Origin of the sequence: Streptomyces sp. NPDC017056 (assembly GCF_044332485.1) — a bacterium.
Lineage (GTDB): Bacteria > Actinomycetota > Actinomycetes > Streptomycetales > Streptomycetaceae > Streptomyces.
In genome coordinates this window covers 258,505-281,781 of the sequence record NZ_JBIRPD010000011.1, presented here as the reverse complement: position 1 = coordinate 281,781, position 23,277 = coordinate 258,505, and the positions used below count along the sequence as shown (strand labels likewise).

27 protein-coding genes and 1 riboswitch are annotated in these 23,277 nt (G+C 70.5%); of the genes, 10 read left to right on the top strand and 17 right to left on the bottom strand.

Going from position 1 to position 23,277, the window contains the following annotated elements:
• Positions 1-51: 51 nt before the first annotated feature.
• From ACH4OW_RS22190 to ACH4OW_RS22180, 3 genes are read left to right on the top strand one after another with little or no spacing between them, the layout of a single operon-like run.
• Positions 52-327: a DUF3311 domain-containing protein gene (locus ACH4OW_RS22190; RefSeq protein WP_360133123.1), complete on the top strand. Its 276-nt coding sequence runs from the start codon at positions 52-54 to the stop codon at positions 325-327.
• Entirely contained in the window at positions 324-1,958 is a 1,635-nt protein-coding gene (mctP, locus tag ACH4OW_RS22185) for a monocarboxylate uptake permease MctP (protein ID WP_398029735.1), read from the top strand. The genes ACH4OW_RS22190 and mctP overlap by 4 nt, the downstream gene beginning before the upstream one ends.
• A gap of 54 nt (positions 1,959-2,012) precedes the next feature.
• Positions 2,013-2,522: a GNAT family N-acetyltransferase gene (locus tag ACH4OW_RS22180; RefSeq protein ID WP_398029734.1), complete on the top strand. Its 510-nt coding sequence runs from the start codon at positions 2,013-2,015 to the stop codon at positions 2,520-2,522.
• A gap of 39 nt (positions 2,523-2,561) precedes the next feature.
• Here ACH4OW_RS22180 and ACH4OW_RS22175 read toward each other — a convergent pair whose 3' ends face one another.
• Entirely contained in the window at positions 2,562-3,923 is a 1,362-nt protein-coding gene (locus ACH4OW_RS22175; protein ID WP_398029733.1) for a TolB family protein, read from the bottom strand.
• A 49-nt stretch (positions 3,924-3,972) separates the two neighbouring features.
• Positions 3,973-5,319, bottom strand: a complete 1,347-nt coding sequence (locus tag ACH4OW_RS22170) for a TolB family protein (protein ID WP_398029732.1) — start codon at positions 5,317-5,319, stop codon at positions 3,973-3,975.
• A 299-nt stretch (positions 5,320-5,618) separates the two neighbouring features.
• Positions 5,619-5,760, top strand: a riboswitch (cobalamin riboswitch).
• 159 nt (positions 5,761-5,919) lie between these two features.
• On the opposite strand from ACH4OW_RS22170, the gene ACH4OW_RS22165 reads away from it, so the two are divergent.
• Both ACH4OW_RS22165 and ACH4OW_RS22160 read left to right on the top strand, forming a co-directional pair.
• On the top strand, positions 5,920-8,358 hold the full coding sequence (locus ACH4OW_RS22165) for a ribonucleoside-diphosphate reductase subunit alpha (protein ID WP_398029731.1): 2,439 nt from the start codon (positions 5,920-5,922) through the stop codon (positions 8,356-8,358).
• Between the two features lie 2 nt (positions 8,359-8,360).
• On the top strand, positions 8,361-9,425 hold the full coding sequence (locus tag ACH4OW_RS22160) for a ribonucleotide-diphosphate reductase subunit beta (RefSeq protein WP_398029730.1): 1,065 nt from the start codon (positions 8,361-8,363) through the stop codon (positions 9,423-9,425).
• Positions 9,426-9,506: 81 nt separating this feature from the next.
• Here the strand turns inward: ACH4OW_RS22160 and def are convergent, their stop codons facing one another.
• From def to ACH4OW_RS22140, 4 genes are all read right to left on the bottom strand, one after another.
• Positions 9,507-10,148 carry a peptide deformylase gene (gene def, locus ACH4OW_RS22155; RefSeq protein ID WP_360133143.1) on the bottom strand — a complete coding sequence of 214 codons (642 nt, stop codon included), beginning with the start codon at positions 10,146-10,148 and terminating at the stop codon, positions 9,507-9,509.
• 68 nt (positions 10,149-10,216) lie between these two features.
• Positions 10,217-11,203: a hypothetical protein gene (locus tag ACH4OW_RS22150; RefSeq protein WP_360133146.1), complete on the bottom strand. Its 987-nt coding sequence runs from the start codon at positions 11,201-11,203 to the stop codon at positions 10,217-10,219.
• A gap of 643 nt (positions 11,204-11,846) precedes the next feature.
• Positions 11,847-12,254, bottom strand: a complete 408-nt coding sequence (gene rsrA, locus ACH4OW_RS22145; protein WP_398029729.1) for a mycothiol system anti-sigma-R factor — start codon at positions 12,252-12,254, stop codon at positions 11,847-11,849.
• The gene (locus ACH4OW_RS22140) at positions 12,251-12,940 is read right to left on the bottom strand and encodes a sigma-70 family RNA polymerase sigma factor (RefSeq protein WP_360133328.1); all 690 of its coding nucleotides are present in this window, start codon (positions 12,938-12,940) and stop codon (positions 12,251-12,253) included. The genes rsrA and ACH4OW_RS22140 overlap by 4 nt, the downstream gene beginning before the upstream one ends.
• Before the next feature lie 344 nt (positions 12,941-13,284).
• Between ACH4OW_RS22140 and ACH4OW_RS22135 the strand changes: the two genes are divergently transcribed.
• Positions 13,285-13,878: a helix-turn-helix domain-containing protein gene (locus ACH4OW_RS22135; protein WP_398029728.1), complete on the top strand. Its 594-nt coding sequence runs from the start codon at positions 13,285-13,287 to the stop codon at positions 13,876-13,878.
• Between the two features lie 44 nt (positions 13,879-13,922).
• Here ACH4OW_RS22135 and ACH4OW_RS22130 read toward each other — a convergent pair whose 3' ends face one another.
• From ACH4OW_RS22130 to ACH4OW_RS22085, 10 genes are all read right to left on the bottom strand, one after another.
• A complete protein-coding gene (locus ACH4OW_RS22130) occupies positions 13,923-14,549 on the bottom strand; it encodes an alpha/beta family hydrolase (protein WP_360133155.1) in 627 nt (208 codons plus the stop codon).
• Between the two features lie 45 nt (positions 14,550-14,594).
• Positions 14,595-15,413 carry an SOS response-associated peptidase gene (locus tag ACH4OW_RS22125; protein WP_360133158.1) on the bottom strand — a complete coding sequence of 273 codons (819 nt, stop codon included), beginning with the start codon at positions 15,411-15,413 and terminating at the stop codon, positions 14,595-14,597.
• Positions 15,414-15,448: 35 nt separating this feature from the next.
• Entirely contained in the window at positions 15,449-15,688 is a 240-nt protein-coding gene (locus tag ACH4OW_RS22120) for a tyrosine-type recombinase/integrase (protein ID WP_398029777.1), read from the bottom strand.
• 219 nt (positions 15,689-15,907) lie between these two features.
• Entirely contained in the window at positions 15,908-16,393 is a 486-nt protein-coding gene (locus ACH4OW_RS22115; protein WP_398029727.1) for a hypothetical protein, read from the bottom strand.
• Positions 16,394-16,472: 79 nt separating this feature from the next.
• Positions 16,473-16,703, bottom strand: a complete 231-nt coding sequence (locus ACH4OW_RS22110; protein ID WP_398029726.1) for a DUF397 domain-containing protein — start codon at positions 16,701-16,703, stop codon at positions 16,473-16,475.
• Positions 16,704-16,740: 37 nt separating this feature from the next.
• Positions 16,741-16,917 carry a hypothetical protein gene (locus ACH4OW_RS22105; RefSeq protein WP_398029725.1) on the bottom strand — a complete coding sequence of 59 codons (177 nt, stop codon included), beginning with the start codon at positions 16,915-16,917 and terminating at the stop codon, positions 16,741-16,743.
• Positions 16,918-17,087: 170 nt separating this feature from the next.
• Complete coding sequence (locus tag ACH4OW_RS22100) at positions 17,088-17,597, bottom strand: DUF5753 domain-containing protein (RefSeq protein ID WP_398029776.1); 510 nt, start codon at positions 17,595-17,597, stop codon at positions 17,088-17,090.
• A gap of 98 nt (positions 17,598-17,695) precedes the next feature.
• A complete protein-coding gene (locus ACH4OW_RS22095) occupies positions 17,696-17,989 on the bottom strand; it encodes a helix-turn-helix domain-containing protein (protein ID WP_398029724.1) in 294 nt (97 codons plus the stop codon).
• Complete coding sequence (locus ACH4OW_RS22090; RefSeq protein ID WP_398029723.1) at positions 17,914-18,432, bottom strand: DUF6879 family protein; 519 nt, start codon at positions 18,430-18,432, stop codon at positions 17,914-17,916. The genes ACH4OW_RS22095 and ACH4OW_RS22090 overlap by 76 nt, the downstream gene beginning before the upstream one ends.
• Positions 18,413-18,619 carry a hypothetical protein gene (locus ACH4OW_RS22085; RefSeq protein WP_073758361.1) on the bottom strand — a complete coding sequence of 69 codons (207 nt, stop codon included), beginning with the start codon at positions 18,617-18,619 and terminating at the stop codon, positions 18,413-18,415. Before ACH4OW_RS22085 ends, ACH4OW_RS22090 begins: the two co-directional genes overlap by 20 nt.
• Positions 18,620-18,947: 328 nt before the next feature.
• Here ACH4OW_RS22085 and ACH4OW_RS22080 point away from each other — a divergent pair, with 328 nt between their 5' ends.
• From ACH4OW_RS22080 to ACH4OW_RS22065, 4 genes are all read left to right on the top strand, one after another.
• Entirely contained in the window at positions 18,948-19,661 is a 714-nt protein-coding gene (locus ACH4OW_RS22080; protein ID WP_360133174.1) for a M50 family metallopeptidase, read from the top strand.
• Between the two features lie 101 nt (positions 19,662-19,762).
• On the top strand, positions 19,763-21,130 hold the full coding sequence (gene aroA / locus ACH4OW_RS22075) for a 3-phosphoshikimate 1-carboxyvinyltransferase (RefSeq protein WP_398029722.1): 1,368 nt from the start codon (positions 19,763-19,765) through the stop codon (positions 21,128-21,130).
• 13 nt (positions 21,131-21,143) lie between these two features.
• Complete coding sequence (gene rsgA, locus ACH4OW_RS22070; RefSeq protein ID WP_398029721.1) at positions 21,144-22,151, top strand: ribosome small subunit-dependent GTPase A; 1,008 nt, start codon at positions 21,144-21,146, stop codon at positions 22,149-22,151.
• A 90-nt stretch (positions 22,152-22,241) separates the two neighbouring features.
• Positions 22,242-22,565 carry a multidrug efflux SMR transporter gene (locus ACH4OW_RS22065; protein WP_360133183.1) on the top strand — a complete coding sequence of 108 codons (324 nt, stop codon included), beginning with the start codon at positions 22,242-22,244 and terminating at the stop codon, positions 22,563-22,565.
• Between the two features lie 12 nt (positions 22,566-22,577).
• Here the strand turns inward: ACH4OW_RS22065 and ACH4OW_RS22060 are convergent, their stop codons facing one another.
• Positions 22,578-23,240 (bottom strand): TetR/AcrR family transcriptional regulator, encoded by a 663-nt coding sequence (locus tag ACH4OW_RS22060; RefSeq protein WP_398029720.1) that lies wholly within the window; start codon positions 23,238-23,240, stop codon positions 22,578-22,580.
• Positions 23,241-23,277 lie beyond the last annotated feature (37 nt).

Sequence of the window (23,277 nt, the reverse complement as noted above, 5' to 3'; positions counted from 1 at the left end):
CCCATTACACCCGTGATCACCAAGGGACCGCCAGGGAACGGAGCCACGGCCATGCCAGAGCCGTCCGAATCAGCCGGAACACCAGCGGGCAGAGCCGCCCCGGTCGTCACGCCCACCCGCGTGGTCGCCGGGCTGTGCCTGGTCGCGCCCTTCGTGGCGATGCTGTGGGTGAGCTCGTACGCGAAGGTCGAGCCGACGCTCGCCGGCGTCCCGTTCTTCTACTGGTACCAGATGCTCTGGGTGCTGATCTCGACCGCGCTCACCATGACCGCCTACAAGCTGGTCCAGCGTGAGCAGCGCCTCCGCAAGGGGGGTGCGTCCCGGTGAAGGACGGCGTGAACGGCGTCGCGCTCGCCGTCTTCATCTTCTTCTTCGTGGCCGTCACGGTCATGGGCTTCCTGGCGGCGCGCTGGCGCAAGGCCGAGCAGTCCGACAACCTCGACGAATGGGGCCTGGGCGGCCGCAGCTTCGGCACCTGGGTGACCTGGTTCCTGCTCGGCGGCGACCTCTACACCGCGTACACCTTCGTCGCCGTGCCCGCGGCGATCTACGCGGCGGGCGCGGCCGGGTTCTTCGCCGTGCCGTACACGATCCTCGTCTACCCGCTGATCTTCACCTTCCTGCCGCGCCTGTGGTCGGTCTCGCACAAGCACGGCTACGTCACCACCTCCGACTTCGTGCGCGGCCGATTCGGCTCCAAGAGCCTGTCGCTGGCCGTGGCGCTCACCGGCATCCTCGCCACGATGCCGTACATCGCGCTGCAACTCGTCGGCATCCAGGCCGTGCTGGACGTGATGGGCGTCGGCGGCGGCGAGAACACCCACTGGTTCGTCAAGGACCTGCCGCTGCTGATCGCCTTCGGCGTGCTGGCGGCGTACACGTACTCGTCCGGGCTGCGGGCGCCCGCCCTGATCGCGTTCGTCAAGGACGGCCTGATCTACCTGGTCATCGCCGTCGCGATCGTCTACATCCCGATCAAGCTGGGCGGCTTCGACCACATCTTCGCGGTCGCCAAGGACACCTTCGCGCAGAAGAACCCGGCGACCGGCAAACCGCGCGGCGAACTGGCCAGCGGGCCGAACGCGCAGTGGGCGTACGCGACGCTGGCCCTCGGTTCCGCGCTCGCGCTGTTCATGTACCCGCACTCGATCACGGCGACGCTGTCCTCCCGCAACCGCAACGTGATCCGCCGCAACACCACCATCCTGCCGCTGTACTCGCTGATGCTGGGGCTGCTCGCGCTGCTCGGCTTCATGGCGGTGGCGGCCGGGATCAAGGTCCAGAACGGTCAGCTGGCCATTCCGCAGCTGTTCGAGAACATGTTCCCCGACTGGTTCACCGGCGTGGCGTTCGCCGCGATCGGCATCGGCGCGCTGGTGCCGGCGGCGATCATGTCCATCGCCGCGGCGAACCTCTTCACCCGCAACATCTACAAGGACTTCCTCAAGCCCGGCGCCACACCCGCGCAGGAGCACAAGGTCGCCAAGCTGGTGTCGCTGCTGGTGAAGGTGGGCGCGCTGGTCTTCGTCCTGACCATGGACAAGACCGTCGCCATCAACTTCCAGCTGCTGGGCGGCATCTGGATCCTCCAGACCATGCCGGCCCTGGTGGGCGGCCTGTTCACCAACTGGTTCCACCGGTGGGCGCTGCTGGCGGGCTGGGCGGCCGGCATGCTCTACGGCACCCTCGCGGCGTACGGGGTGGCCAGCCCCACGCAGAAGCACTTCGGCGGCTCCAGCGCGGAGATCCCCGGCATCGGCGAGATCGGCTACATCGGCCTGACCGCGTTCGTCCTCAACGTCCTCGTGACGGTCGTGCTGACCGTCGTGCTGCGCGCCGTGCAGGCCCCGGACGGCGTCGACGAGACGTCCCCCGAGGACTACACGGCGGACGCGGGCGACAAGGGCGTCCAGGTCGAACTGCCCCCGGCCACGGCGGGAGTGCCGGCGGGGCACTGAGGGACCGGGTGCGGTGCCGGGGGCGTTGTCACACCCCCGGTGCACACTTGCCTCATGGACATCATGATCAGGGCCGCACGGCCGGCGGAGTTCGACGCGATCGGTGAACTCCTCGTGGCGGCCTACGCGGCGGACGGACTGCTGGCGTTCGGGGCCGACGACCCGTATGCGGGCAAGCTGCGCGATGTCGCGCACCGGGCCGAGCACGCCGAGGTGCTGACGGCGATCGACGCCGACGGCGCGGTGCTGGGGGTGGTGACCTTCGCCGCCCCCGGCAGCCCGTACGCCGAGATAGCCGGTCCCGGCGAGGGCGAGTTCCGGATGCTGGCCGTCGCCCCCGGCGGGCGCGGGCGCGGCATCGGCGAGACGCTGGTGCGCGCCTGCATGGACCGCGCCCGCTCCCTCGGCCTGTCCCGCATGGTGCTCTCCGCGATGCCCCACATCGACAAGGCCCATCGCGTGTACGAGCGCATCGGGTTCACGCGCATACCCGAGCGGGACTGGGAGCCGATACCGGGCATCAGGCTGTGGGCATTCGCCTGCGGGCTGGGCGACGCGACCTAGCGGCTCAGCACGACCGGTGCCGGGTCTGACTCGCCGGTCTTACGGCCCCACCCGCCGTACGAACACGTCCGAGGCCCCGTTCGTGTCGCCCGGGACCAGGTTCGCCGCGTTGGAGTCGAAGGCGACGAGGCGGCCCGTGGCGTCGGTGGAGGCGTTCGAGGAATAGCCCTGGGCCTGGGTGCCGTCGGTGGCGACGCTGACCCGCTCGACGGTGCCGGCCCGCAGATCGCGGACGAAGATGTCCTGGGCGCCGTTGGTGTCGCCGGGCACCAGGTCGGGGGACGAGGACTGGAAGTACAGGCGGCGGTTGTCGGCGGACAGCACGCCCTGGCCGGAGGAGCCGGACTGCGGCTGCTTGCCGTCGGGGGTGAGGCTCATCTGCTCCGTGGTGCCCTTGACGAGGTCGCGGACGAACAGGTCCGGGCGACCCGTCGGGTGGCCGGGCACCACTTCACCGTACTGGCTGGAGAAGACCGCGTAGCGGCCGTCGGGGCTGAGCGAGGCGTTCCAGGCGCCCACCGGCTCACCGGCCGAGCTGAGGCTCGCCACGCTCGTGCGGCCGGTGTCCAGGTCGTGCAGGAAGAACGGGTAGCTGTGCGGTCTGCGCGGGCCGGCCTCCTGGCGGGCGGCCCGGGCCGGCTTCGGGGGCATGTTGGACGCTTTGGAGATGAAGCCGACCTTGCGGCCGTCGTAGCTGATCACCGGACTGGCGGAGGGGCCTGCGGCCTGCTCGCCGCCGGTGACGGAGACACTCACCCGGGTCACGGTGCCGGTCTTGCGGTCGCGTACGAAGATGTCCTGGGCGCCGTTGGTGTCGCCGGGCACCAGGTCCTCCCGGCTGGAGGCGAATGCCACGTACCGGCCGTTGGCGCTGATCATCGGCATCTGGGCGCCCTGCTTGCCCTGCGGGGGCCGCCCGTCGAGGGTGACGCTCTCGGTCCGCCCGGTCCTGCGGTCGTGGACGAAGATGTCGGTGTCGGCGTTGGTGTCGCCCGGCACGAGGTTGGCCGCGTCGGAGGCGAAGGCGACGTACCGCCCGTCGGCGCTGATGGACGGGGTGGACGACCAGGAGTCGGCCTGGGCGCCGTCGCTCGCCACGTTGACGCGCTGGACGGCGCCCGTGCGCAGGTCCTTCACGAAGACGTCCGACCTCCCGTTGGTGTCGCCGGGCACCAGGTCGCTCGCGTCGGAGGCGAAGGCGACGTACCGCCCGTCGGCACTGATCGCCGGGCCGGACGAGCCGTCGTTGGCCTGCGCCCCTTCGGCGGTGACGCTGACCCGCTCGGTGCCGGACGGCGGCGGGGTCCGGGCGCCGGCCGTCGTCGCGGGCAGCAGCGCGGCGAGCGCGCACACGCCCGTCACGGTGGCGATTCTCCGGGCGGTGGTGCGGGTGGTCCTCATGGTGGGTTCCCCTCCTCGTGGGTACGCCGCCGCGTCAGCGCGCGGTACGTCAGTGCTCCAGCCGCCGGACGAACACGTCGCCCGTCCCGTTCGTGTCGCCGGGCACCAGCCCGTCGTCGCGCGAGTCGAAGGCCGCCAGCCGTCCGGTGGCGTCGGGTACGGCGATGTTCGTCCAGGACGCCGACTGGGCGCCGTCCACGCCGACGTTGACCCGCTCGACCCGTCCGCTGCGCAGGTCGCGGACGAAGCCGTCCACCTGCCCGTTGGTGTCACCGGGCACCAGGTTGGCGGCCGCTGAGGTGAAGAAGAGCCGCCGGTTGTCGGCGCTGAGCCGCCCTTCGGAGGACCAGCCGTTGCCCTGGGCGCCGTCGTGGGCGCGGGACAGCAGCCGGGTGGTGCCCTGTTCCAGGTCGCGGGCGAAGAGGTCGTACGTGCCGTTGGTGTCGTCCGGCACCACGTCGTCGGCCACGGCGGCGAAGACCGCGTACCGGCCGTCGGGGCTGAGCCGGGGGAACGGTGACACGCCGACCACGGCGTCCGTGGTGCTCAGGCTCGCCGCCCTGGTCCGCCCGGTGGCCAGGTCGTGGACGTACATGGGGTCCTGCGGCGGCGGGCGGCGGAAGCCGGGCCGGGCGGGGGTGAGATTGGTCGCCTTCGAGGTGAACGCCACCCGGCGGCCGTCGGCGCTGATCGACGGGAAGGCGGACGGGCCGTCGGCCTGGCTGCCGTCGCTCGCCACGCTGACCCGTTTCGTCGTTCCCTTCTGCACATCGTGGACGAAGACGTCCAGGCGCTCGTTGGTGTCGTCGGGCACCAGGTCCGGGCGGTGGGAGCCGAAGGCGAGGCGGTGGCCGTCGCCGCTGAGGGCGAAGTTCTGGACCCCGTATCCGTACGGGGATGTCCCGGCGCCCGCGGTGGGGCTCACGGTGCGCCCGGTGCGGCGGTCGTGGACGGAGACGTCGCCCTCGCCGTTGGTGTCGCCGGGGACCAGGTTCGTCGCGCTGGAGTAGAAGGCCACATACCGCCCGTCGGCGCTGATCTCGGGCGAGCCGGAGAGGGCGTCGCCGCGGGTGCCGTCACTGGCGACACTGACCAGGTCGACCTTTCCCGTCCGTAAATCCTTGACGTAGACGTCCTGTTGGCCGTTGGCGTCGATGGGTCCCAGATTGGTGGCGTCCGAGGAGAATGCCACGAACCGCCCGTTCGCGCTGAGCCTCGGATCGCCCGAAAAACCGTTTCCCTGCGTTCCGTCCGCGGCGACGCTGACCCGCTCGGTGGCCGGGGCCGCCGCCGTCTCCGCGACGGCCGTGGCAGGCAGCGCGCCCGCCACGACGCAGACCCCCGCCATCAGACCCGCAACCCGGACCGCGCCACGCGCCGCACCGGTTCTTCGCATGTCTCCCCCCTCACACTTGTCCCCCACCCGCCCCATCGGGCGACAGAGCAGACAAGGAGCCAATACGCTTCAGGGGTCCCGGTCAACGCATCAGGGATGTTCCGCGCCACCAATACGCCCCCTGCATCAGCCCCCGTCCAGGCGGCCCGCGAACCGCCCCACGGCAGGCCGGAAGCGGCCCCGGAGCGGACCGCGGGGCGCCTTGCTGGGCCCGGAGAATGGCCTCGGGACGGCCCCCGAATACCACGGCTTCGGACAACCCCGTCGCAACGCGACACAAGATATGGGGGTGGGTGCACGAGGCGGCACAAGATGTATGCTCGTGCTCGCTGTCGTCGCAGGGGAATCCGGTGCGAATCCGGAACTGTCCCGCAACGGTGTACGAAGTGCGTAAATCCGCACCCGTGAGTCCGAAGACCTGCCCACAGCACGCCCGCGCCAGGACCGGCGCGGTCGTCGATACGTCCGGGTCTCGCGGGTTGGACCGGTGGACGCTGCGCGGTGTGCCCGCGCGCCCCTTGCCGTGCCGGGGGTGCCGCACGCCCGCACGCGGCCGTCGCGCTCCTCCCCAGGCCCCCGCCGAGTGAGGGAGAGCAGCACGTGACCATCGCGCCAACGGAGCCCGCAGCAGCCGAGCAGGTCGTGCAGCCCGCGAAGGACACGCAGCCCCGGCAGGGTGCCGACGGCCGGGCCGAGGACGGCCCCGGCGCCGCCCTGCTGCGCACGCTGACCGACCTCACCGCCGACCTGGCCGCCACCGACCCGGGCAAGATCGCCGCCGCCGCGCTGCGCGGCCGCCACCCCGGCTCGGACGAGGCCGAACTGCGCTCCCTGGCCATGGAGGCCGCGGCGGGCCTGATCGGCGACGAGCCGCAGTACTCCAAGCTCGCCGCGCGCCTGCTGACCCGCGCCATCGCGGAGGAGGCGGCCGCGGAGGGGGCGGTCGCCTTCTCCGCCTCCGTCGCCACAGGCCACCGCGAGGGCCTGATCGCCGACTCCACGGCCGAGTTCGTGCGCACCCACGCCGACCGCCTGGACGCACTGGTCGACCGCGCCCTGGCGGACGGCGCCGACGACCGGTTCGGCTACTTCGGCCTGCGCACCCTGCACTCCCGCTACCTGCTGCGCCACCCGATCTCCCGCCAGGTGATCGAGACCCCGCAGCACTTCCTGCTGCGGGTGGCCTGCGGCCTGGCCGAGGACCACAGCGAGCGGGCGCTCGCCGACGTCGCCGAGCTGTACCGCCTGACCAGCACCCTGTCGTACCTGCCCTCCTCGCCCACGCTGTTCAACTCCGGCACCCGGCACCCGCAGATGTCCTCCTGCTACCTGCTGGACTCCCCCCTGGACGAGCTGGACTCGATCTACGACCGCTACCACCAGGTGGCGCGCCTGTCGAAGCACGCCGGCGGCATCGGCCTGTCGTACTCCCGGGTCCGCGCCCGCGGCTCGCTGATCCGCGGCACCAACGGCCACTCCAACGGCATCGTGCCGTTCCTGCGCACTCTGGACGCCTCGGTCGCGGCCGTGAACCAGGGCGGCCGGCGCAAGGGCGCCGCCTGCGTCTACCTGGAGACCTGGCACGCGGACCTGGAGGAGTTCCTGGAGCTGCGCGACAACACGGGCGAGGAGGCCCGGCGCACCCACAACCTCAACATCGCGCACTGGATCCCCGACGAGTTCATGCGCCGCGTCGAGGCCGACGCCGACTGGTCGCTGTTCTCCCCCAGCGACGCGCCCGAGCTGGTGGACCTGTACGGCGACGAGTTCGACGCCGCGTACCGCAAGGCGGAGGCCGAGGGCCGCGCCGTCAAGCAGGTCCCGGCCCGGGTCCTGTACTCGCGGATGATGCGCACCCTCGCGCAGACCGGCAACGGCTGGATGACCTTCAAGGACGCCGCCAACCGCACCGCCAACCAGACCGCCGAGCCCGGCAAGGTCGTGCACTCCTCCAACCTGTGCACCGAGATCCTGGAGGTCACGGACGACGGCGAGACCGCCGTCTGCAACCTCGGCTCGGTCAACCTCGCCGCCCACCTGGGTGACAACGGCGAGATGGACTGGGAGAAGCTGGACGCCACCGTCCGCACGGCGGTCACCTTCCTCGACCGCGTCGTGGACATCAACTTCTACCCGACCGAGCAGGCCGGCGCCTCCAACTCCCGCTGGCGGCCTGTGGGCCTGGGCCTGATGGGCCTCCAGGACGTCTTCTTCCGGCTGCGGCTGCACTTCGACTCGCCCGAGGCCCAGGAGCTGTCCACCCGCATCTCGGAGCGGATCATGCTCGCGGCGTACGAGGCGTCCGCCGACCTCGCCGAGCGGCACGGCCCGCACCCGGCCTGGTCCGCGACCCGCACGGCCCGCGGCGTGCTGCACCCCGACCACTACCCGAACGCCGAGCCGCGCTGGGCGGACCGGTGGGCGGCGCTGCGCACCCGTATCGCGGCGACCGGCATGCGCAACTCGCTGCTGCTGGCCATCGCGCCGACCGCCACCATCGCCTCCATCGCGGGCGTCTACGAGTGCATCGAGCCGCAGGTCTCCAACCTGTTCAAGCGCGAGACGCTGTCGGGCGAGTTCCTCCAGGTCAACGCGTACCTGATCGAGGAGTTGAAGGCGCTGGGCCTGTGGGACGCCCGGACCCGTGACGCGCTGCGCGAGGCCAACGGCTCGGTGCAGGAGCTGGACTGGATTCCCGCCGAGACCCGCGAGCTGTACCGCACGGCCTGGGAGATCCCGCAGCGCGCGCTGATCGACATGGCGGCGGCCCGTACGCCCTACCTCGACCAGAGCCAGTCGCTGAACCTGTTCATGGCCTCGCCGACCATCGGCAAGCTCAGCTCGATGTACGCGTACGCCTGGAAGCGCGGCATCAAGACCACCTACTACCTCCGCTCGCGTCCGGCGACCCGTATCGCCCAGTCCGCGCGCGGCACGGGCGGGGGCGCGCAGACCGCTCCCGTACCCGCTCAGGCGGCCGATCCCGAGGCCGTCGCCTGTTCCCTGGAAAACCCCGAGTCCTGCGAGGCGTGCCAGTAACCATGACCACCGCACCTGAAAAGAACGAGACGACCGCGGCCGCCTCGCACACCGCCACCACCGGCAGCAAGAACCTGCTCGACCCGGGCTTCGAGCTGACCCTGCGCCCGATGCGCTACCCGGACTTCTACGACCGCTACCGCGACGCGATCAAGAACACCTGGACCGTGGAGGAGGTCGACCTCCACTCCGACGTGGCCGACCTCGCCAAGCTGTCGCCCGGCGAGCAGCACATGATCGGCCGGCTCGTCGCGTTCTTCGCGACCGGCGACTCGATCGTGGCGAACAACCTCGTGCTGACGCTCTACAAGCACATCAACTCCCCCGAGGCGCGGCTCTACCTGAGCCGGCAGCTCTTCGAGGAGGCCGTGCACGTCCAGTTCTACCTGACGCTGCTGGACACCTACCTGCCCGACCCGGACGACCGCGCGGCCGCGTTCGCCGCGGTGGAGAACATCCCCTCCATCCGCGAGAAGGCCGAGTTCTGCTTCAAGTGGATGGACTCGGTCGAGTCCATCGACCGCCTGGAGTCGAAGGCCGACCGCCGCCGCTTCCTGCTGAACCTGATCTGCTTCGCGGCCTGCATCGAGGGCCTCTTCTTCTACGGCGCCTTCGCGTACGTGTACTGGTTCCGCTCGCGCGGCCTGCTGCACGGCCTGGCGACCGGCACCAACTGGGTGTTCCGCGACGAGACCATGCACATGGAGTTCGCGTTCTCGGTCGTGGACACGGTGCGCGCGGAGGAGCCCGAGCTCTTCGACGACGAGCTGGAGGGCCAGGTCACCGACATGCTCAAGGAGGCCGTCGAGGCGGAGCTCCAGTTCGGCCGGGACCTGTGCGGTGACGGGCTGCCGGGCATGAACACCGAGTCGATGCGCGAGTACCTCCAGTGCGTCGCCGACCAGCGCCTGCAGCGCCTCGGCTTCGCGCCGGTGTACGGCTCGGAGAACCCGTTCTCCTTCATGGAGCTGCAGAACGTCCAGGAGCTGACCAACTTCTTCGAGCGGCGCGCCTCGGCCTACCAGGTCGCCGTCGAGGGCTCGGTCTCCTTCGACGACGAGTTCTGAGAAGGCCGCCGCTCCGCACGGCACACGAAGGCGGGCCCCGGACATCTCCGGGGCCCGCCTTCGGCGTACGTCTCCGCGCCGTCAGTCGTTGGCGACGACGGGGTAGCGCGGCTCGCGCTCGGACATCTGCTTGAGCGCGTCCTTGCGGTCGCGCTTGGAGAGCCGGTCGATGTACAGGTAGCCGTACAGGTGGTCGGTCTCGTGCTGGAGGCAGCGCGCGAAGTAGCCGGTGCCCTCGATGGCGACCGGGTTACCCTCGATGTCCCGGCCGCGGACGACGGCGTAGTCGGGGCGGGCCAGCTCGGCGTAGGCACCGGGCACCGACAGACAGCCCTCGTTGGAGTCGTCCAGCACCCGGCGCTCGACCGGCACCTCGTCCAGGACCGGGTTGCAGACCGCGCCGACGTGCCGGACGCCCTCGTCGTCCATGCAGTCGTAGACGAAGACCTTCAGGTCCACGCCGATCTGGTTGGCGGCCAGGCCGACACCCTCGGCCGTGCGCTGGCTGGCGAACATGTCGTCGACGAGCTGGGCCAGCTTCTCGTCGAACTCGGTGACGTCCTTGCACTCCTTGTGCAGCACCGGGTTGCCGACGACGGTGATCGGGCGGGACGTGCCGCGCTCGCGGTGCGCCGCCTCCCGCTCGGCCGCGCCGGTCACGTCGTCGACGAAGCCCTCCGCCGCCCGCTCCTCGTTGTGATCAAAAACAGGCTGTTGCGCCATGACCGCCGTACGCCTTCCTGGAAACCCGAACTATTCGTCCTCAAGCCTACGGGGCACCGTGCGCGCGCTCAGCAGACCTCTTCGAGATCGCGCCACTCGCGGGTGTCCGGGCTGTCCGCGACCCAGCCGTCCAGCAGGCCGCGCACCAGGCCCGCGGGGGCCGCGATGCCGCACTCGCGCTCCGGCACCCACAGCGAGCCGGAGCCCGCCGTGCGGTGGCCGAGCGGGCCGGGGTGGCCCGGCTCGCTGTGGTCGTGCGGGTCCAGGTGCTCGCCCTCGCCCTCGTCGCTGGGCATCCGGCTCTCGGAGCAGGTACGGCACAGCAGGCGTACGGAGGAGGACCAGTCCTCGGCGGCGAAGCCCGCGTCGGCGGCCAGGCGCTCCAAGGCGTCCCGGTCGGTCTCCGTGGCGGCCTCCAGGAGCACGACCCAGGTGGGCACCGGGGACGGCGCCCACAGTTCGATCTCGTCGAACACGGGGAAGGAGGGGCCGGCCGCGGTGGTGCGCTCGCCGTTCGGCACGCCGTCGTGGAGCACCACCTCGCCCCAGCGCCGCCCCGAGGACGGCAGCGGGATGGAGAGCACCTCGATACGGGCCGGGTCCAGCCGGCGGCCCCAGACCACCTCGGCCTCGCCCTCCGGGGAGAGGCGGACGGCGGCGCTGCCCAGTTCCATGCCGACCGGTTCGGCGGACGGCGAGCCCTCGCCGGGGACCTTGAGGCCGTACGCCTGCCAGGCCCGCCGCGCCAGCGGCCAGTCCTGCAGGGCGGTGGCGGCGATGCCCACGTTCCACCAGTCGGGGGCCCCGGCCTCGCGGTCCAGCAGGGCGACCGCGCGGAGCCCGGCGGCGCGCGCCTGCTCCCAGTCGTGCCGGAATTTGTGCAGCAGCGCGAGATTGAACCAGGACTCCGACAGCCACGGCTCCATGTCGGCCGCCCGCGTCAGCAGCGCGCCCGCGTCCTCGTAACGGCCGTCGCCGATCAGCGTGAAAGCGCGGTCGGTCGCCTGCCGCCACGAGGCGGAGGGCCGGTGCCGTACCTTGCCGAAGATCCTCACGATTCCCGCCTGCCGGTTGCTCTCTGGATGCCGCCCCGGGCGGTGTCCCGGACGGAGGCCGAAGGCCGCTCGGGGGCCCACTCGACAACCTGCCACAGATTGCCGCCGGGCTCAGCCCGGTTGCCGCGCCGTCCGCGGCCCGCTGCCGGCCCCCTCACCGGCTCCTTGCCTTTCGCCGACCCCCTGAATCCCCCTTCGCGGGGGTTCCTTCGCATCCAACCATGCCCATCTGCGGGGGCGCTCATTACCCATGGGTTCCATGGTCTTGCGTACGGTTTTGTAGGGGTCTGGGCAGGGACGCCGGGAACGGACGAGCGAGCGCCGGGTGGCTCGTACGGGGGACAGCCGTCCGGCTCCCCCGCCGCCGGGCCGCACGGTCCGCCGCCGCCCGACGTCGCGCGTCCGCACCGCGCGCTCAAGTACCGGGGTGCGGTGTCCAGTTCGTCCGCCCCGTGGGCAAGGCCGTGCGAGGCGCAGCCGGCGATCTCGACGGCGCGGGCCGGTGGGCAGCGGCGGCAGGCGGCGGGGCGTGCGGCAGCTGCGGCTCCGCGTAAGGGAGTTGACCCACGACGGATGGTGGGACCGGGCGGGACGCATCGCCCCGCCCCTCACCCCATAGGGTGATATGCCGTTTTATTCGGCTTCATTCGGCTCGCGCGGTCTCACCACGCGCGTCGAGCGTGGCGTCCGGGCCGGGCCCGGACGGCTGCTCGGGGGCCTTGGCAGCCGCGGCGGCACGGGCCGCAGCCTGCTCCTGCTTGGCCTGCTCCAGCACGCTCTGCTCGGGCACCGCCTCGCCCGCGCGGATCAGGTCGATCCGGCCCATAACCTTCGAGCGCAGGTCGACCGGTACGTCGTCCTGGCCGCAGCAGCGCTTGACGAGCTTCTTGACGGCCTGCTCCAGCCCGTACTTCTCCAGGCAGGGCGAGCACTCGTCGAAGTGCTCCTGGAACTTCTCGCACTCACCGGCCGGCATTTCGCGGTCCAGGTACTCGTACAGGTGATCGAGGACCTCTGAGCAGTCCTTCTCGTGCGGCTCTCCGCAGCTCATGATCCCGAGCCTTTCCGATCGTGCGACTGCGCGGTCGCAGCGCCTGCCCCGGCGGGGACCAGCCCACGCTCACGGGCGTAATCCTCCAGCATGCCGCGCAGTTGGCGCCGGCCGCGGTGCAGACGGGACATCACCGTGCCGATGGGTGTACCCATGATGTCGGCGATCTCCTTGTACGCAAAGCCCTCGACGTCCGCGAGATAGACGGCGATGCGGAATTCCTCCGGAATGGCCTGGAGCGCGGCCTTCACATCGGAGTCGGGCAGGTGATCCAGCGCCTGCGACTCAGCGGAGCGCAGCCCCGTCGACATGTGCGACTCGGCGCGCGCCAGCTGCCAGTCCTCGATCTCCTCGGCGGCACTGCGCTGGGGTTCGCGCTGCTTCTTGCGGTAGGAGTTGATGAAGGTGTTCGTGAGGATGCGGTACAGCCACGCCTTGAGGTTCGTTCCCTCACGGAACTGGTGGAACGACGCATACGCCTTCGCGTACGTCTCCTGAACCAGGTCCTCCGCATCGGCCGGGTTGCGCGTCATGCGCAGCGCGGCCGAATACATCTGGTCCAGGAAGGTGAGCGCGTCCCGCTCGAAACGCGCGTTGCGCTCGGCGTCCGTCTCCCTGTTCCCGCGTCCAGCGTGTCCCTCTGCCGTGCCGTCGGTCCCTGCGTCGGTACCGGTGACCGGACCCACCTCCTCCAACACCGTGACGGATCCGGATGCGGACCCGCTCGAATCGGAGAATAGACGACGATCCGGTATGGCCGCCGCTCCAGCCATGGCGGTCTGCGTGCCCCGCAGCTGTGTCCACTGCAGGTCAGCGGCCTGCGGGCGGGCTGGGCAAGCGATTCCCATGCGGCGGACTCCCATTCCTCAAAGGTTCTCCCGGCGTTCCTACAACCCGCACAACAGCCGCACCCCGCACGTCATTCCCGCACCGCGCGACCGGGCCGTGAGGCCGGTCACGGCGATGTGGGCACCGACCGGATCCGGCCACAGCACTTGACAAAAGCCGTTGCCGCTTCGGCAATGAAGAGATGGACGACAAGGCGTACGAACGGGTGCTGGCGGACGTGGGGCCGCGGCTGCGGCGGCTGCGGCAGGAACGGGGGGTGACGCTCACGGCCCTCGCGGAGACCACGGGCATCTCGGTGAGCACCCTCTCGCGCCTCGAATCGGGCGGCCGCAAGGCCACCCTCGAACTGCTGCTGCCGCTCGCCCAGGCCCACCAGGTGCCGCTGGACGAACTGGTCGGCGCTCCCGAGGTCGGCGACCCGCGGGTGCGTGCCGTCCCGCACCGCAGGGACCACATGACGTACGTGCCGCTCACCCGGCAGCCCGGCGGGCTCCAGGCGTACAAGATGGTCATCGAGCCGGCGCCCGGCCCGCCCGAACAGCGCACCCACGAGGGCTACGAGTGGATGTACGTGCTCTCCGGGCGGCTGCGGCTGCTGCTCGCGGACCGGGACGTGGAGCTGCGCTCGGGCGAGGCCGCCGAGTTCGACACCCGGCTGCCGCACTGGTTCGGCCCGGCGGGCGACGAACCGGTGGAAGTCCTCAGCCTCTTCGGGCGGCAGGGCGAGCGGATGCACGTACGCGCCAAGCCGCGCGGCCGGGACAAGGAGGACTGAGAGCCTCCAGGGCGTGTCTTCCGGATCACCCCGGGCCCGGCGCGTCAGGCGAAGAGGCCGTCCAGCCAGTCGCCCGCCGCGTCCGTGATCACGGCCATGGCCGCCGGCTCGTCGAGGTCCGCCTTCTTCGGTACGGCGAACCCGTGGTCCGCGTACGGCACCTCCGTGACGCGGGTGCCCGCCGGGAACTCCGGCGGCCGCCCGAACGGGTCGCGGCCGCCCTGGACCACCAGCGTCGGCACCCCGGCACCGGTCAGCTCGTCCGCGCGCGACTTCTCCGGCTTGCCCGGCGGATGCAGCGGGAAGCTCAACGCCAGTACGGCGTGCGCGCCCAGGTCGCGCGCCGTACGGCAGGCCACCCGCGCCCCCGCGCTGCGCCCGCCCGCGACCACCGGCAGCCCCGGCTTCGCCAGCGCGGGCCACAGCGCGGTCCACGCCGCGTCCAGCGTCTTGGGGGCCGGCGCCAGCTTCTTGCCCGCCACCCGCCACGGCTGCTCGACGAGCGCGACGGTGTACCCGCGCGCGGGCAGCGCGGCGGCCAGCGCGCGCAGGTCCCGGGCCTCGATGCCGCCGCCGGCGCCGTGGCTCACGGCGAGGACGGCCCGCGCGCCCTCCGCCGGATGCCAGGTGATCCGCGCCTCACCCACAGGAGTCTCGACTGTTTCGCTCACGGGCCCATCCTGCCGCCTCACAGGCCCCCTGCGGTGCGGCGCGCGTCAGAACAGCGTCTCCTCCTCCGGCGCCGGCAGCTCCTTGACCAGCTCGGGCCCGTTGTTGCGGACATTGCTCACATCGGTCGGCACCGGGTAGGCGCGCATCAGCCCGGCGGGCGGCGGCGCGAGCAGCGGCAGCAGGTCGGCCACGTCCGTACGGGCCGGGTCGAGCCAGGCGTCCCACTTGTCGGGCGTCATGATCAGCGGCATCCGCGGGTGGATGTCGGCGAGCGCCTGCGGGCCCTCGCCGCCGTCCGCGTTCGCCAGCGGCGTGGTCTCGGCCTCGGTGGTGACGACCGTGCAGGTCGCCCACCACGCCTGCGGGTGGTCGTCGGGCAGCGTGCGGTCGCGCCAGAACTCGTACAGGCCGGCCAGCGCCATCACCTGGCCGTCCGCCGGTGTGACGAAGTACGGCTGCTTGCGCGGCCGCTTCTTCTTGCCCTGCTCCTCCAGCTGCCGTTCGGCCGCGGCGGTGACCCACTCGTAGTAGCCGTCGCCGGGCAGCAGGCAGCGGCGGGCCGCGAACGGCCGCCGGAACGAGGGCTTCTCGTGCACCGTCTCGGCACGGGCGTTGATCATCTTCACCCCGACATCGGGTGATTTCGCCCACGAAGGGACCAGCCCCCAGGTCAGTCTCCGCAACTGGCGAACCGGACGCCGGTCTTCCGCGTCTTTAAGGGGACGTTCGAGCACCGCGTGGACGTGCTTCGTCGGCGCGACGTTCCAGTCGGGCGCCAAGGTCTCCGCCGGCTCCCACTTCTCGACCTCGAACAGCCCCACCAAATCCTCAGGACTCCGACTCGCTGCATACCGTCCGCACATCTAGAACCACCCCTCTGACCTGCGGATTCCCCCAGTCAGGCCGCCATAATCAGCACCAAGTCAGCGCGGTGCCGGGTAATCGCCACATCCATGACCGTGATGGCTCGTCCGGTCGAGTCCGGCGTGAGGTGGCCGTACGTGTCGGCCGTCTCGTCGATGGACTCGTGCCCGAGCCACCTGGACACATCCAACAATGACAGACCGCTGCCGAGCGCCATCGAGGCGAACCAATGCCGGAGGTCGTGAGGCGACCAGTCGCACCCAAAAGTCTTGATGACCTTCCGGAACGCCGTCGAGCAGTCCGCATCGCCGCAGGTCAGAAACCCTCTTCGGGATTAGCGTCGGAGGCCGCACAGAGTGCGCGGACCGAGCATCACGCCGGCCGGCGCGGAGGGTGAGCGAAGCCGAGCCCCGTGGCCGGGCAGGTGGGCGCCTGACGGTCCTGCCAAGCAAGCCCCGGCCCGTGACGGGCCTGGGACTCCTCACTGAGGGGCCTACCGCAGCGGACACATCAGTTCCGGCTCGGCCTGGTTCGGAGAACAGCACACCAGAGCCAGAGACAGGAACGAGGGGCGTTCGAGATAGAAGCCGTGGGAAACGTCCCCACCCCAGCAGAGCCGTTCGGCAGCAGAGCTGACCAGTACCGCCAGCCGCGTCGTGTCGCGGTCCGACTCGGAAGCGAACCGGGACGCGTACGCGGCGAGCTGGTCCCCGAGCCATTGTGCGGCCTCTTTCGGCTCGTCCCAGGTGCCCCGTACCAGCCTGCCGGGCTTGATGAGCCAATAGGCCGTCTCCAGCGGAGGAAGGTCCACGACAGGGAACTCCGCCTTCACCAGCCGATAACGTTCAACGAGCCGCTTGCCTGCCATGTCGTCGCCACCGGCCGGAGCAGGGGGCGGAGCAGGGTGGGCAGGCCGCCTCAAAGCCTCCTCATCGAACCGTTTTTTGGAGCCGGTCCACAAATAGCCGTGGTAGTGCAACTGATGATCCTCGTCAGAGCAGTTGAAGGCGGCCCCACCCTCCCTGGAAGACAAAGGCCGCCGGTCAGGGAACGGCCATTCAGGCCGAGAGGCCGAAGCGGGCCGGGTCGATACCGGCCGCGTCCAGTTCGGCAGTGGTGAACCTCAGCGGCTCCGCACTGGGCCGCTTGCTGTCGCCCAGCGCCCACGCATCGGGGCCGATCTTCGCGAGGGTCGCGCAGGACTCACCGTCCGGGTGCGTGTTGCCCCCGCACGCCTTGGCGAATGTGGCTCCGTCGATGGGCAGGCTGTAAAGGTCGGTTCGGGACATGGGTGCGCCTTCCTGCGAGATCAGTGAAGGGGCAGGCTCAGAACGGGTACTGCTCCGGCTTCCGCACGTACACGACGCCAGGGGCAAGAGCCGTCGCGGACTCCCGAAAGAGTTCGTCCAGCATCGACCTGGGACCGTCCCGCATGGCATTGGTCAGACTCTCGGCCAATAGAGCGGCCTCGGACGGAAGCAGGACCATTTCTGTGTCTGCCATATGCCGACCGTTCTTCGTCAACCACATCGGGACACGAATGTTCCCATCATCATCCCGGTACACCTCACGGCTCGGGATCGGGTCCATCCGCCAACCCTGCGGTACGCCCTGCCTGTGGTTCTTCGGTTCGGACGGCATGGGTACATCCTCGGGCCGCAGAGGCGGAACCTCTAGTCCGTTTCCTGTTGTCTCAAGAAGTCATCCCGGATGCCTGCCACGAGGTCCCGCATGTCGTCGCCGCTAACAGCCACTCGCTCAAATTTCCGGAACTTGTTCAGATACAGCTCGATATCTGGAATTTCGGTAGTGGTGATCTCGGCGTGAGGGACTTCGATGGTGGCTAGCCGGGTATCGAAAAGAGCGAATGCCGATGCAGGCAATCCTGGCTTGACTCCCCGTTGCGGGATCACACCGATGTTGATGTTAGGGAATCTCGACATGCCGATGATCTTGTCTAGCTGCATTGCCATCGGCCGCACCCCCATGATCTCGCAGCGGAGCACTGATTCGGTAATCAGAAAATGGAAGCTTCGCCCCTCGTCGTGCAACACATCGTGCCGCTTGAGTCGAGCGCCGACCATCTTCTCCAGTGCATCCTCGGTAAGATCCCAGTCTTCGAGAATTCCCCTCACATATTCGGGGGTCTGGAGTAGCCCGGGAACGCATGACGGCTGAAACAGCCTGAGTAGCGTGGTGCCGGCCTCAATGGCCCTGATCTCTTCCTGGTGCTTGTGGAGTCCCGAGCGTCGGTAGATACGCCATGCAGTGGCTTCTGTGGCTACCTGCCGGGCAATCTCATGAGCCGGGCCTTCATCTCCCCGGAAACGCCCAAGGCCGCCAGGACGCGTTCTGCGTCGATGACGCTAGGCGCAAGGGCCCCGTTCTCAATCTTGCTGAGTTTGCTTGGCGACATGGCAGCGCCACGGGCCACGACTTTGGCCTGCTTCCCACTGGCCTCTCGTAGTTCCCGCAGCGCCTGCCCGATATCAACGTTGTTCACTCGCCGTGCTGTGCCCACCAGTCGGAGAACGGCACGGCATGTCGCATCGCGACATCCCGAATTCCGCGCCATTCGGATGCGTCGGACTGTAGTTCAGCTCCGAGGAACTTTCCATTCTCGACGTAGTTCATCGAGGCGACCTGAGATTCGTCGAACATCCAGAAGTCCGGCACACCGGAAACCGGGTTCTCCTGGTCGGTGGTGTCGAGAATGAAGAACTCTTCCCCTGCCGTCTGATTTTTGACGTAACCCCATCCGAGTTCGAAGCGGAGATAATCCGTGAGCGGTCGCGAGACCACGTGGACGCGATACATCCGCTTGCCCGCTTCAATGTGTGCGCGCACGTCGTCAACCCACTGCTGGTTGTACTCGGCAGGCTGAGGGTCACCGGCGAGGAAAGCTCGGATCATTTCCGGGTTGGATGAACCGCTGTAATCGTCCAGCGTTTCCAGTCGGAACGCTTCCCGCTCGAAGGTGGTGAAGAGTTTCCCGAACTCATCCGTTGAGATATTCACGGGCGTACCTCTCGATGATGTGGGCGGGGATGCGGACTACGGACTCCCCCGCCGGAACGTCGATTCCGGCCGTCTCCGCCTCGCTGGTGTTGTACCCCTGGACGAGTAAGTCACCGGTGCCGTCAACGGCGTACAGGGTGGCGCAGGTGCCGCCCTCGCATTCGCCGACGAGTCGCCTGGCGGGCATGTCTTCCCCCTGATGTGAGGTTGTGCGTCCGATGCTCCCGAGCGCATGACAGGGGGTCAAGGTGTGCCAGTTGAGAGAACAGGAAACCGCGCTCCCCGACAGAGCGTCTTGGTCAGCACGACACCATCGCAGTGCCCCCAACCACTCCGAAACGGACTCCACCAAACCCGGCACGGAGTCGGCACGGGTACGCGAAGAGCCCCGGAACGAACCGGGGCTCTAAGCCTGTGACCTGCGGGTGTGGTGTCACAGGGGGTCGTGTTGGCTGGACGGCTTCCATACCGTCCGCACATGCATGCCACAGTGCCACGCCAGACCAAGGGGAGAGATGGACACCGGTCATATCACCGACGTATGGGACAGGGTTTTCGGCATCCAGCCCGATCCGCCGACCTGGCTGGTCGTCGCCGCGGCGGTCGTCGCTCTCGGCGCCATCGCCCCGTACAACGCCTGGCGGCTCTCCCGTAACGCCATCACCATCGCCCACGAGGGCGGACACGGCCTGGTGGCGCTGCTCAGCGGCCGCCGGCTGTCCGGCATCCGGCTGCACTCGGACACCTCGGGGCTGACGGTCTCGCGCGGCAAGCCGACCGGCCTCGGCATGGTCCTCACCGCGGCCGCCGGGTACGTCACCCCGTCCCTGCTGGGGCTCCTCGGCGCCTGGCTGCTGGTCTCGGGGCACATCACGGCGCTGCTGTGGGGCGCCACCGCGCTGCTCGCCGCGATGCTGCTGATGATCCGCAATGCGTACGGCGTGCTGACCGTCGTCCTCTCCGGCGCCGCCTTCTTCCTCGTGTCCTGGCTGACCACGCCCGACGTGCAGGCGGCGTTCGCGTACACGGTGGTGTGGTTCCTGCTGCTCGGCGGCGTACGGCCGCCCTTCGAGCTCCAGGGCAAGCGGCGCCGCGGCCGGGCCGGGGACTCCGACCCCGACCAGCTGGCCCGCCTGACCCGCGTACCGGCGGCCGTCTGGCTGGGTCTCTTCCACCTGGTGACGCTGTGTTCACTGGCCGGCGGCGGGCGCTGGCTGCTGAACATCTGAGCCCCCCGCGCCCCGGCCGCACTACCAGTGCCGTGTTTCCTGCAGGTTGCGCCACTTTTGATCAAGATCTGCACCCCGGCCCAGCCATTAAAGTGAGGGACATGACCGAGAGCCCCGTGCACCCCGCCCTCTGGCCCGCCCCCGTCGCTGCCGGGGCGGTCGACGCGACCGTCACCGTACCCGGCTCCAAATCGGTCACCAACCGTGGCCTGGTCCTCGCCGCCCTGTCCTCCGAACCCGGCTGGCTGCGCCGCCCGCTGCGCTCCCGCGACACCCTCCTGATGGCCGAGGCGCTGCGCACGATGGGCGTCGGCATCGAGGAGACCGCTCCCTCCAGCGACGCCGCGACGGCCGGCGCGGACGGCGGCGGCGGCGAGGCGTGGCGGGTGATCCCGGCCGGGTTGCACGGCCCGGCCACGGTCGACGTCGGCAACGCCGGCACGGTCATGCGCTTCCTGCCCCCGGTCGCCGCCCTCGCCGACGGCCCCATCCGCTTCGACGGCGACCCGCGCTCCTACGAGCGCCCCCTCGACGGCGTCATCAACGCGCTGCGCTCGCTCGGTGCCCGCATCGACGACGACGGCCGCGGCGCGCTGCCCATGACCGTGCACGGCGGGGGCGCCCTGGACGGCGGTGCCGTACAGATCGACGCCTCCTCCTCGTCCCAGTTCGTCAGCGCGCTGCTGCTCTCCGCGCCGCGCTTCAACCAGGGCGTCGAGGTACGGCACGTCGGCTCGGCGCTGCCCTCGATGCCGCACATCCGGATGACCGTCGACATGCTGCGCAGCGTCGGCGCCCAGGTGGACACCCCCGAGTCCGGAGGCGAGCCGAACGTCTGGCGGGTCACCCCCGGTGCCCTGCTGGGCCGCGACCTGATCGTCGAGCCGGACCTGTCCAACGCCCAGCCGTTCCTGGCCGCGGCGCTGGTCACCGGCGGCCGGGTGACCATTCCCGACTGGCCCGAGCGCACCACCCAGCCCGGTGACGCGCTGCGCGAGATCTTCACCGCCATGGGCGGTTCCTGCGAGCTGACCGAGCAGGGGCTGACCTTCACCGGCAGCGGCCGCATCCACGGCATCGACGTCGACCTGAGCGAGGTCGGCGAGCTGACGCCCGGCATCGCCGCGGTCGCCGCCCTCGCCGACTCCCCCTCCACCCTGCGCGGCGTCGCCCACCTGCGCCTGCACGAGACCGACCGGCTGGCGGCGCTCACCAAGGAGATCAACGAGCTGGGCGGCGACGTCACGGAGACCGAGGACGGCCTGCACATCCGGCCGCGCCCGCTGCACGGCGGCATCTTCCACACGTACGAGGACCACCGGCTGGCCACCGCCGCCGCGATCATCGGCCTGGCCGTCCCCGGCGTACAGGTCGAGAACGTGGCGACGACCGCCAAGACGCTCCCCGACTTCCCCGCCCTGTGGGCCGGGATGCTCGGCGAGGCCACGGCCCCCGCGCGGAGAGGCTGAGGCTCTTCCGACCATGCGGCGCTACGGCAAGAACCCCGACGAGGACGACATCCGCGTCCGTCCCAACCGCAAGGGCAACCGCCCCCGTACGAACATCCGGCCCAAGCACGAGGACGCCAGCGAGGGCCTGGTCCTGACCGTCGACCGCGGCCGGATCACCTGCCTGATCGAGGACCGCACGGTCACTGCGATGAAGGCCCGCGAACTGGGCCGCAAGTCCGCCGTCGTCGGCGACCGGGTCGCGGTCGTCGGCGACCTGTCCGGCGCGAAGGACACCCTCGCGCGCATCGTCCGGGTCGAGCCGCGCAGCTCCACGCTGCGGCGCACGGCGGACGACGACGACCCGTTCGAGCGGGTGGTCGTCGCCAACGCCGACCAGCTCGCGATCGTCACCGCGCTCGCCGACCCGGAACCGCGGCCGCGGCTGATCGACCGCTGCCTGGTCGCCGCGTACGACGCGGGCCTGGACCCGCTGCTGGTCCTGACCAAGTCCGACCTGGCCTCCCCCGACACGCTCCTGGAGTCGTACGGCGCGATCGGCGTCCCCTATATCGTCACCAACCGCGACGAACTCACCGACGGCTCCGCCGCCGACCGGGTGCGCGAACGGCTCCACGGGCGCATGACCGCCTTCGTGGGCCACTCGGGCGTCGGCAAGACCACCCTGGTCAACGCCCTGGTACCGGACCGGAAGCGGGCCACCGGACACGTCAACGCGGTGACAGGGCGCGGCCGCCACACCACGACGTCCGCGCTCGCCCTGCCCCTGCCCGACGACTCGGGCTGGGTCATCGACACGCCGGGCGTCCGGTCCTTCGGCCTCCACCACGTGGACCCGTCCCGGGTCGTCCTCGCCTTCCCCGACCTGGTGCCCGGCACCGCCGACTGCCCGCGCGCGTGCAGCCACGACGAGCCGGACTGCGCCCTGGACCAGTGGGTGGCCGACGGCCACGCGGACCCGGCGCGGCTGTACTCGCTACGGCGTCTGCTGGCCACCCGGGAGCGACGCGAGGGGGACTGACGGCCCAAGTTTGCCGCCCTCCTGCCGAGGTAAATGCATAATCACACCAAGGCTGGCGAAGCGGTCACGGACCGTACGGAGGCAATGGACATGGCGTGGCTGCTCGTCGTGGTGGCGGGACTCCTGGAGACCGGGTTCGCGGTCTGCCTCAAGCTCTCGCACGGCTTCACCCGCCTCTGGCCCACCATCGCCTTCGCCTGCTTCGCCCTCGGCAGCTTCGGCCTGCTGACGCTGTCTTTGAAGAAGCTCGACGTGGGTCCGGCCTACGCGGTCTGGACCGGCATCGGCGCCGCCGGCACCGCCATCTACGGCATGATCTTCCTCGGCGACCTCGTCTCCACCCTCAAGCTGGTCTCGATCTCCTTCGTCATCGTCGGTGTCATCGGCCTCCAGCTGTCGGGCTCGGCCCACTAGACACGCCCGTGCTCACCCCCGGTGGGCCGCCTGGGCGAAGGCCGTGTGGAGCTGGCGGGTGAGGTCCTCCGATTCGGCGGGGGCGACGACGTACGACAGGGTGAGGCGGGCCGCCGTGGCGCAGGCGGTGCCGAGTCCGGGGAGGTCCTCCTTGGGCCAGTCGGCCTCCAGCGCGGCCACCGCGCAGTCGCAGAACCGGCCCACCAGTTCCGTGGGCCCCGGCGGCGGCCCGTCGGAGTGCGCCCCGCCGAACGGCGCGCCGGCACCGGTGTGCGCCCCGCGCTGCCCCGGTACGCCCGAGCCGTACACCGCGCCCGCCGGCGTGGGCAGGCGCTCGCTCCAGCACCCCGTCAGCGCCGCCCGCACCAGCGGGTTGGTCCGCGCCGCCCGTACGGTCCACGCGGCCGCCGCCACGACCCTGGCCTCGGCGCCGGCACCCGCACCGGCCGGCGGCGCCGGTTCCTCCAGGGCCCGCGCCACGCCGGCGATATACCCCTCGGTCTCCCGGCGCACCAGGGCCCTGGCCAGCCCTTCCTTGCTGCCGAACTCGTTGTAGAGGGTCTGCCGGGACACCCCGGCCTCGGCCGCGACATCGACCATCCGGACGCCCGCCCACGGCCTGGCCGCGAGCGCCGCGTAGGCGGCGTCCAGCAAGGATTCACGCGCTGTAGGCATCGTCGCCTCCCAGGCCGCCGGCCCAGATGGCCGGTGT

Coding starts and splice junctions, on each gene's coding strand:
- ACH4OW_RS22095 (WP_398029724.1), bottom strand. CDS start 17,989: ATGGCGCGGAATTCGGGATGTCGCGATGCGACATGCCGTGCCGTTCTC.
- ACH4OW_RS22085 (WP_073758361.1), bottom strand. CDS start 18,619: ATGCCCGCCAGGCGACTCGTCGGCGAATGCGAGGGCGGCACCTGCGCC.
- rsgA (WP_398029721.1), top strand. CDS start 21,144: ATGCGGCGCTACGGCAAGAACCCCGACGAGGACGACATCCGCGTCCGT.
- ACH4OW_RS22125 (WP_360133158.1), bottom strand. CDS start 15,413: ATGTGCGGACGGTATGCAGCGAGTCGGAGTCCTGAGGATTTGGTGGGG.
- ACH4OW_RS22170 (WP_398029732.1), bottom strand. CDS start 5,319: ATGCGAAGAACCGGTGCGGCGCGTGGCGCGGTCCGGGTTGCGGGTCTG.
- ACH4OW_RS22060 (WP_398029720.1), bottom strand. CDS start 23,240: ATGCCTACAGCGCGTGAATCCTTGCTGGACGCCGCCTACGCGGCGCTC.
- ACH4OW_RS22160 (WP_398029730.1), top strand. CDS start 8,361: ATGACCACCGCACCTGAAAAGAACGAGACGACCGCGGCCGCCTCGCAC.
- ACH4OW_RS22065 (WP_360133183.1), top strand. CDS start 22,242: ATGGCGTGGCTGCTCGTCGTGGTGGCGGGACTCCTGGAGACCGGGTTC.
- ACH4OW_RS22110 (WP_398029726.1), bottom strand. CDS start 16,703: ATGTCCCGAACCGACCTTTACAGCCTGCCCATCGACGGAGCCACATTC.
- aroA (WP_398029722.1), top strand. CDS start 19,763: ATGACCGAGAGCCCCGTGCACCCCGCCCTCTGGCCCGCCCCCGTCGCT.
- def (WP_360133143.1), bottom strand. CDS start 10,148: ATGGCGCAACAGCCTGTTTTTGATCACAACGAGGAGCGGGCGGCGGAG.
- ACH4OW_RS22180 (WP_398029734.1), top strand. CDS start 2,013: ATGGACATCATGATCAGGGCCGCACGGCCGGCGGAGTTCGACGCGATC.
- rsrA (WP_398029729.1), bottom strand. CDS start 12,254: ATGAGCTGCGGAGAGCCGCACGAGAAGGACTGCTCAGAGGTCCTCGAT.
- ACH4OW_RS22175 (WP_398029733.1), bottom strand. CDS start 3,923: ATGAGGACCACCCGCACCACCGCCCGGAGAATCGCCACCGTGACGGGC.
- ACH4OW_RS22105 (WP_398029725.1), bottom strand. CDS start 16,917: ATGGCAGACACAGAAATGGTCCTGCTTCCGTCCGAGGCCGCTCTATTG.
- ACH4OW_RS22135 (WP_398029728.1), top strand. CDS start 13,285: ATGGACGACAAGGCGTACGAACGGGTGCTGGCGGACGTGGGGCCGCGG.
- ACH4OW_RS22190 (WP_360133123.1), top strand. CDS start 52: ATGCCAGAGCCGTCCGAATCAGCCGGAACACCAGCGGGCAGAGCCGCC.
- ACH4OW_RS22080 (WP_360133174.1), top strand. CDS start 18,948: ATGGACACCGGTCATATCACCGACGTATGGGACAGGGTTTTCGGCATC.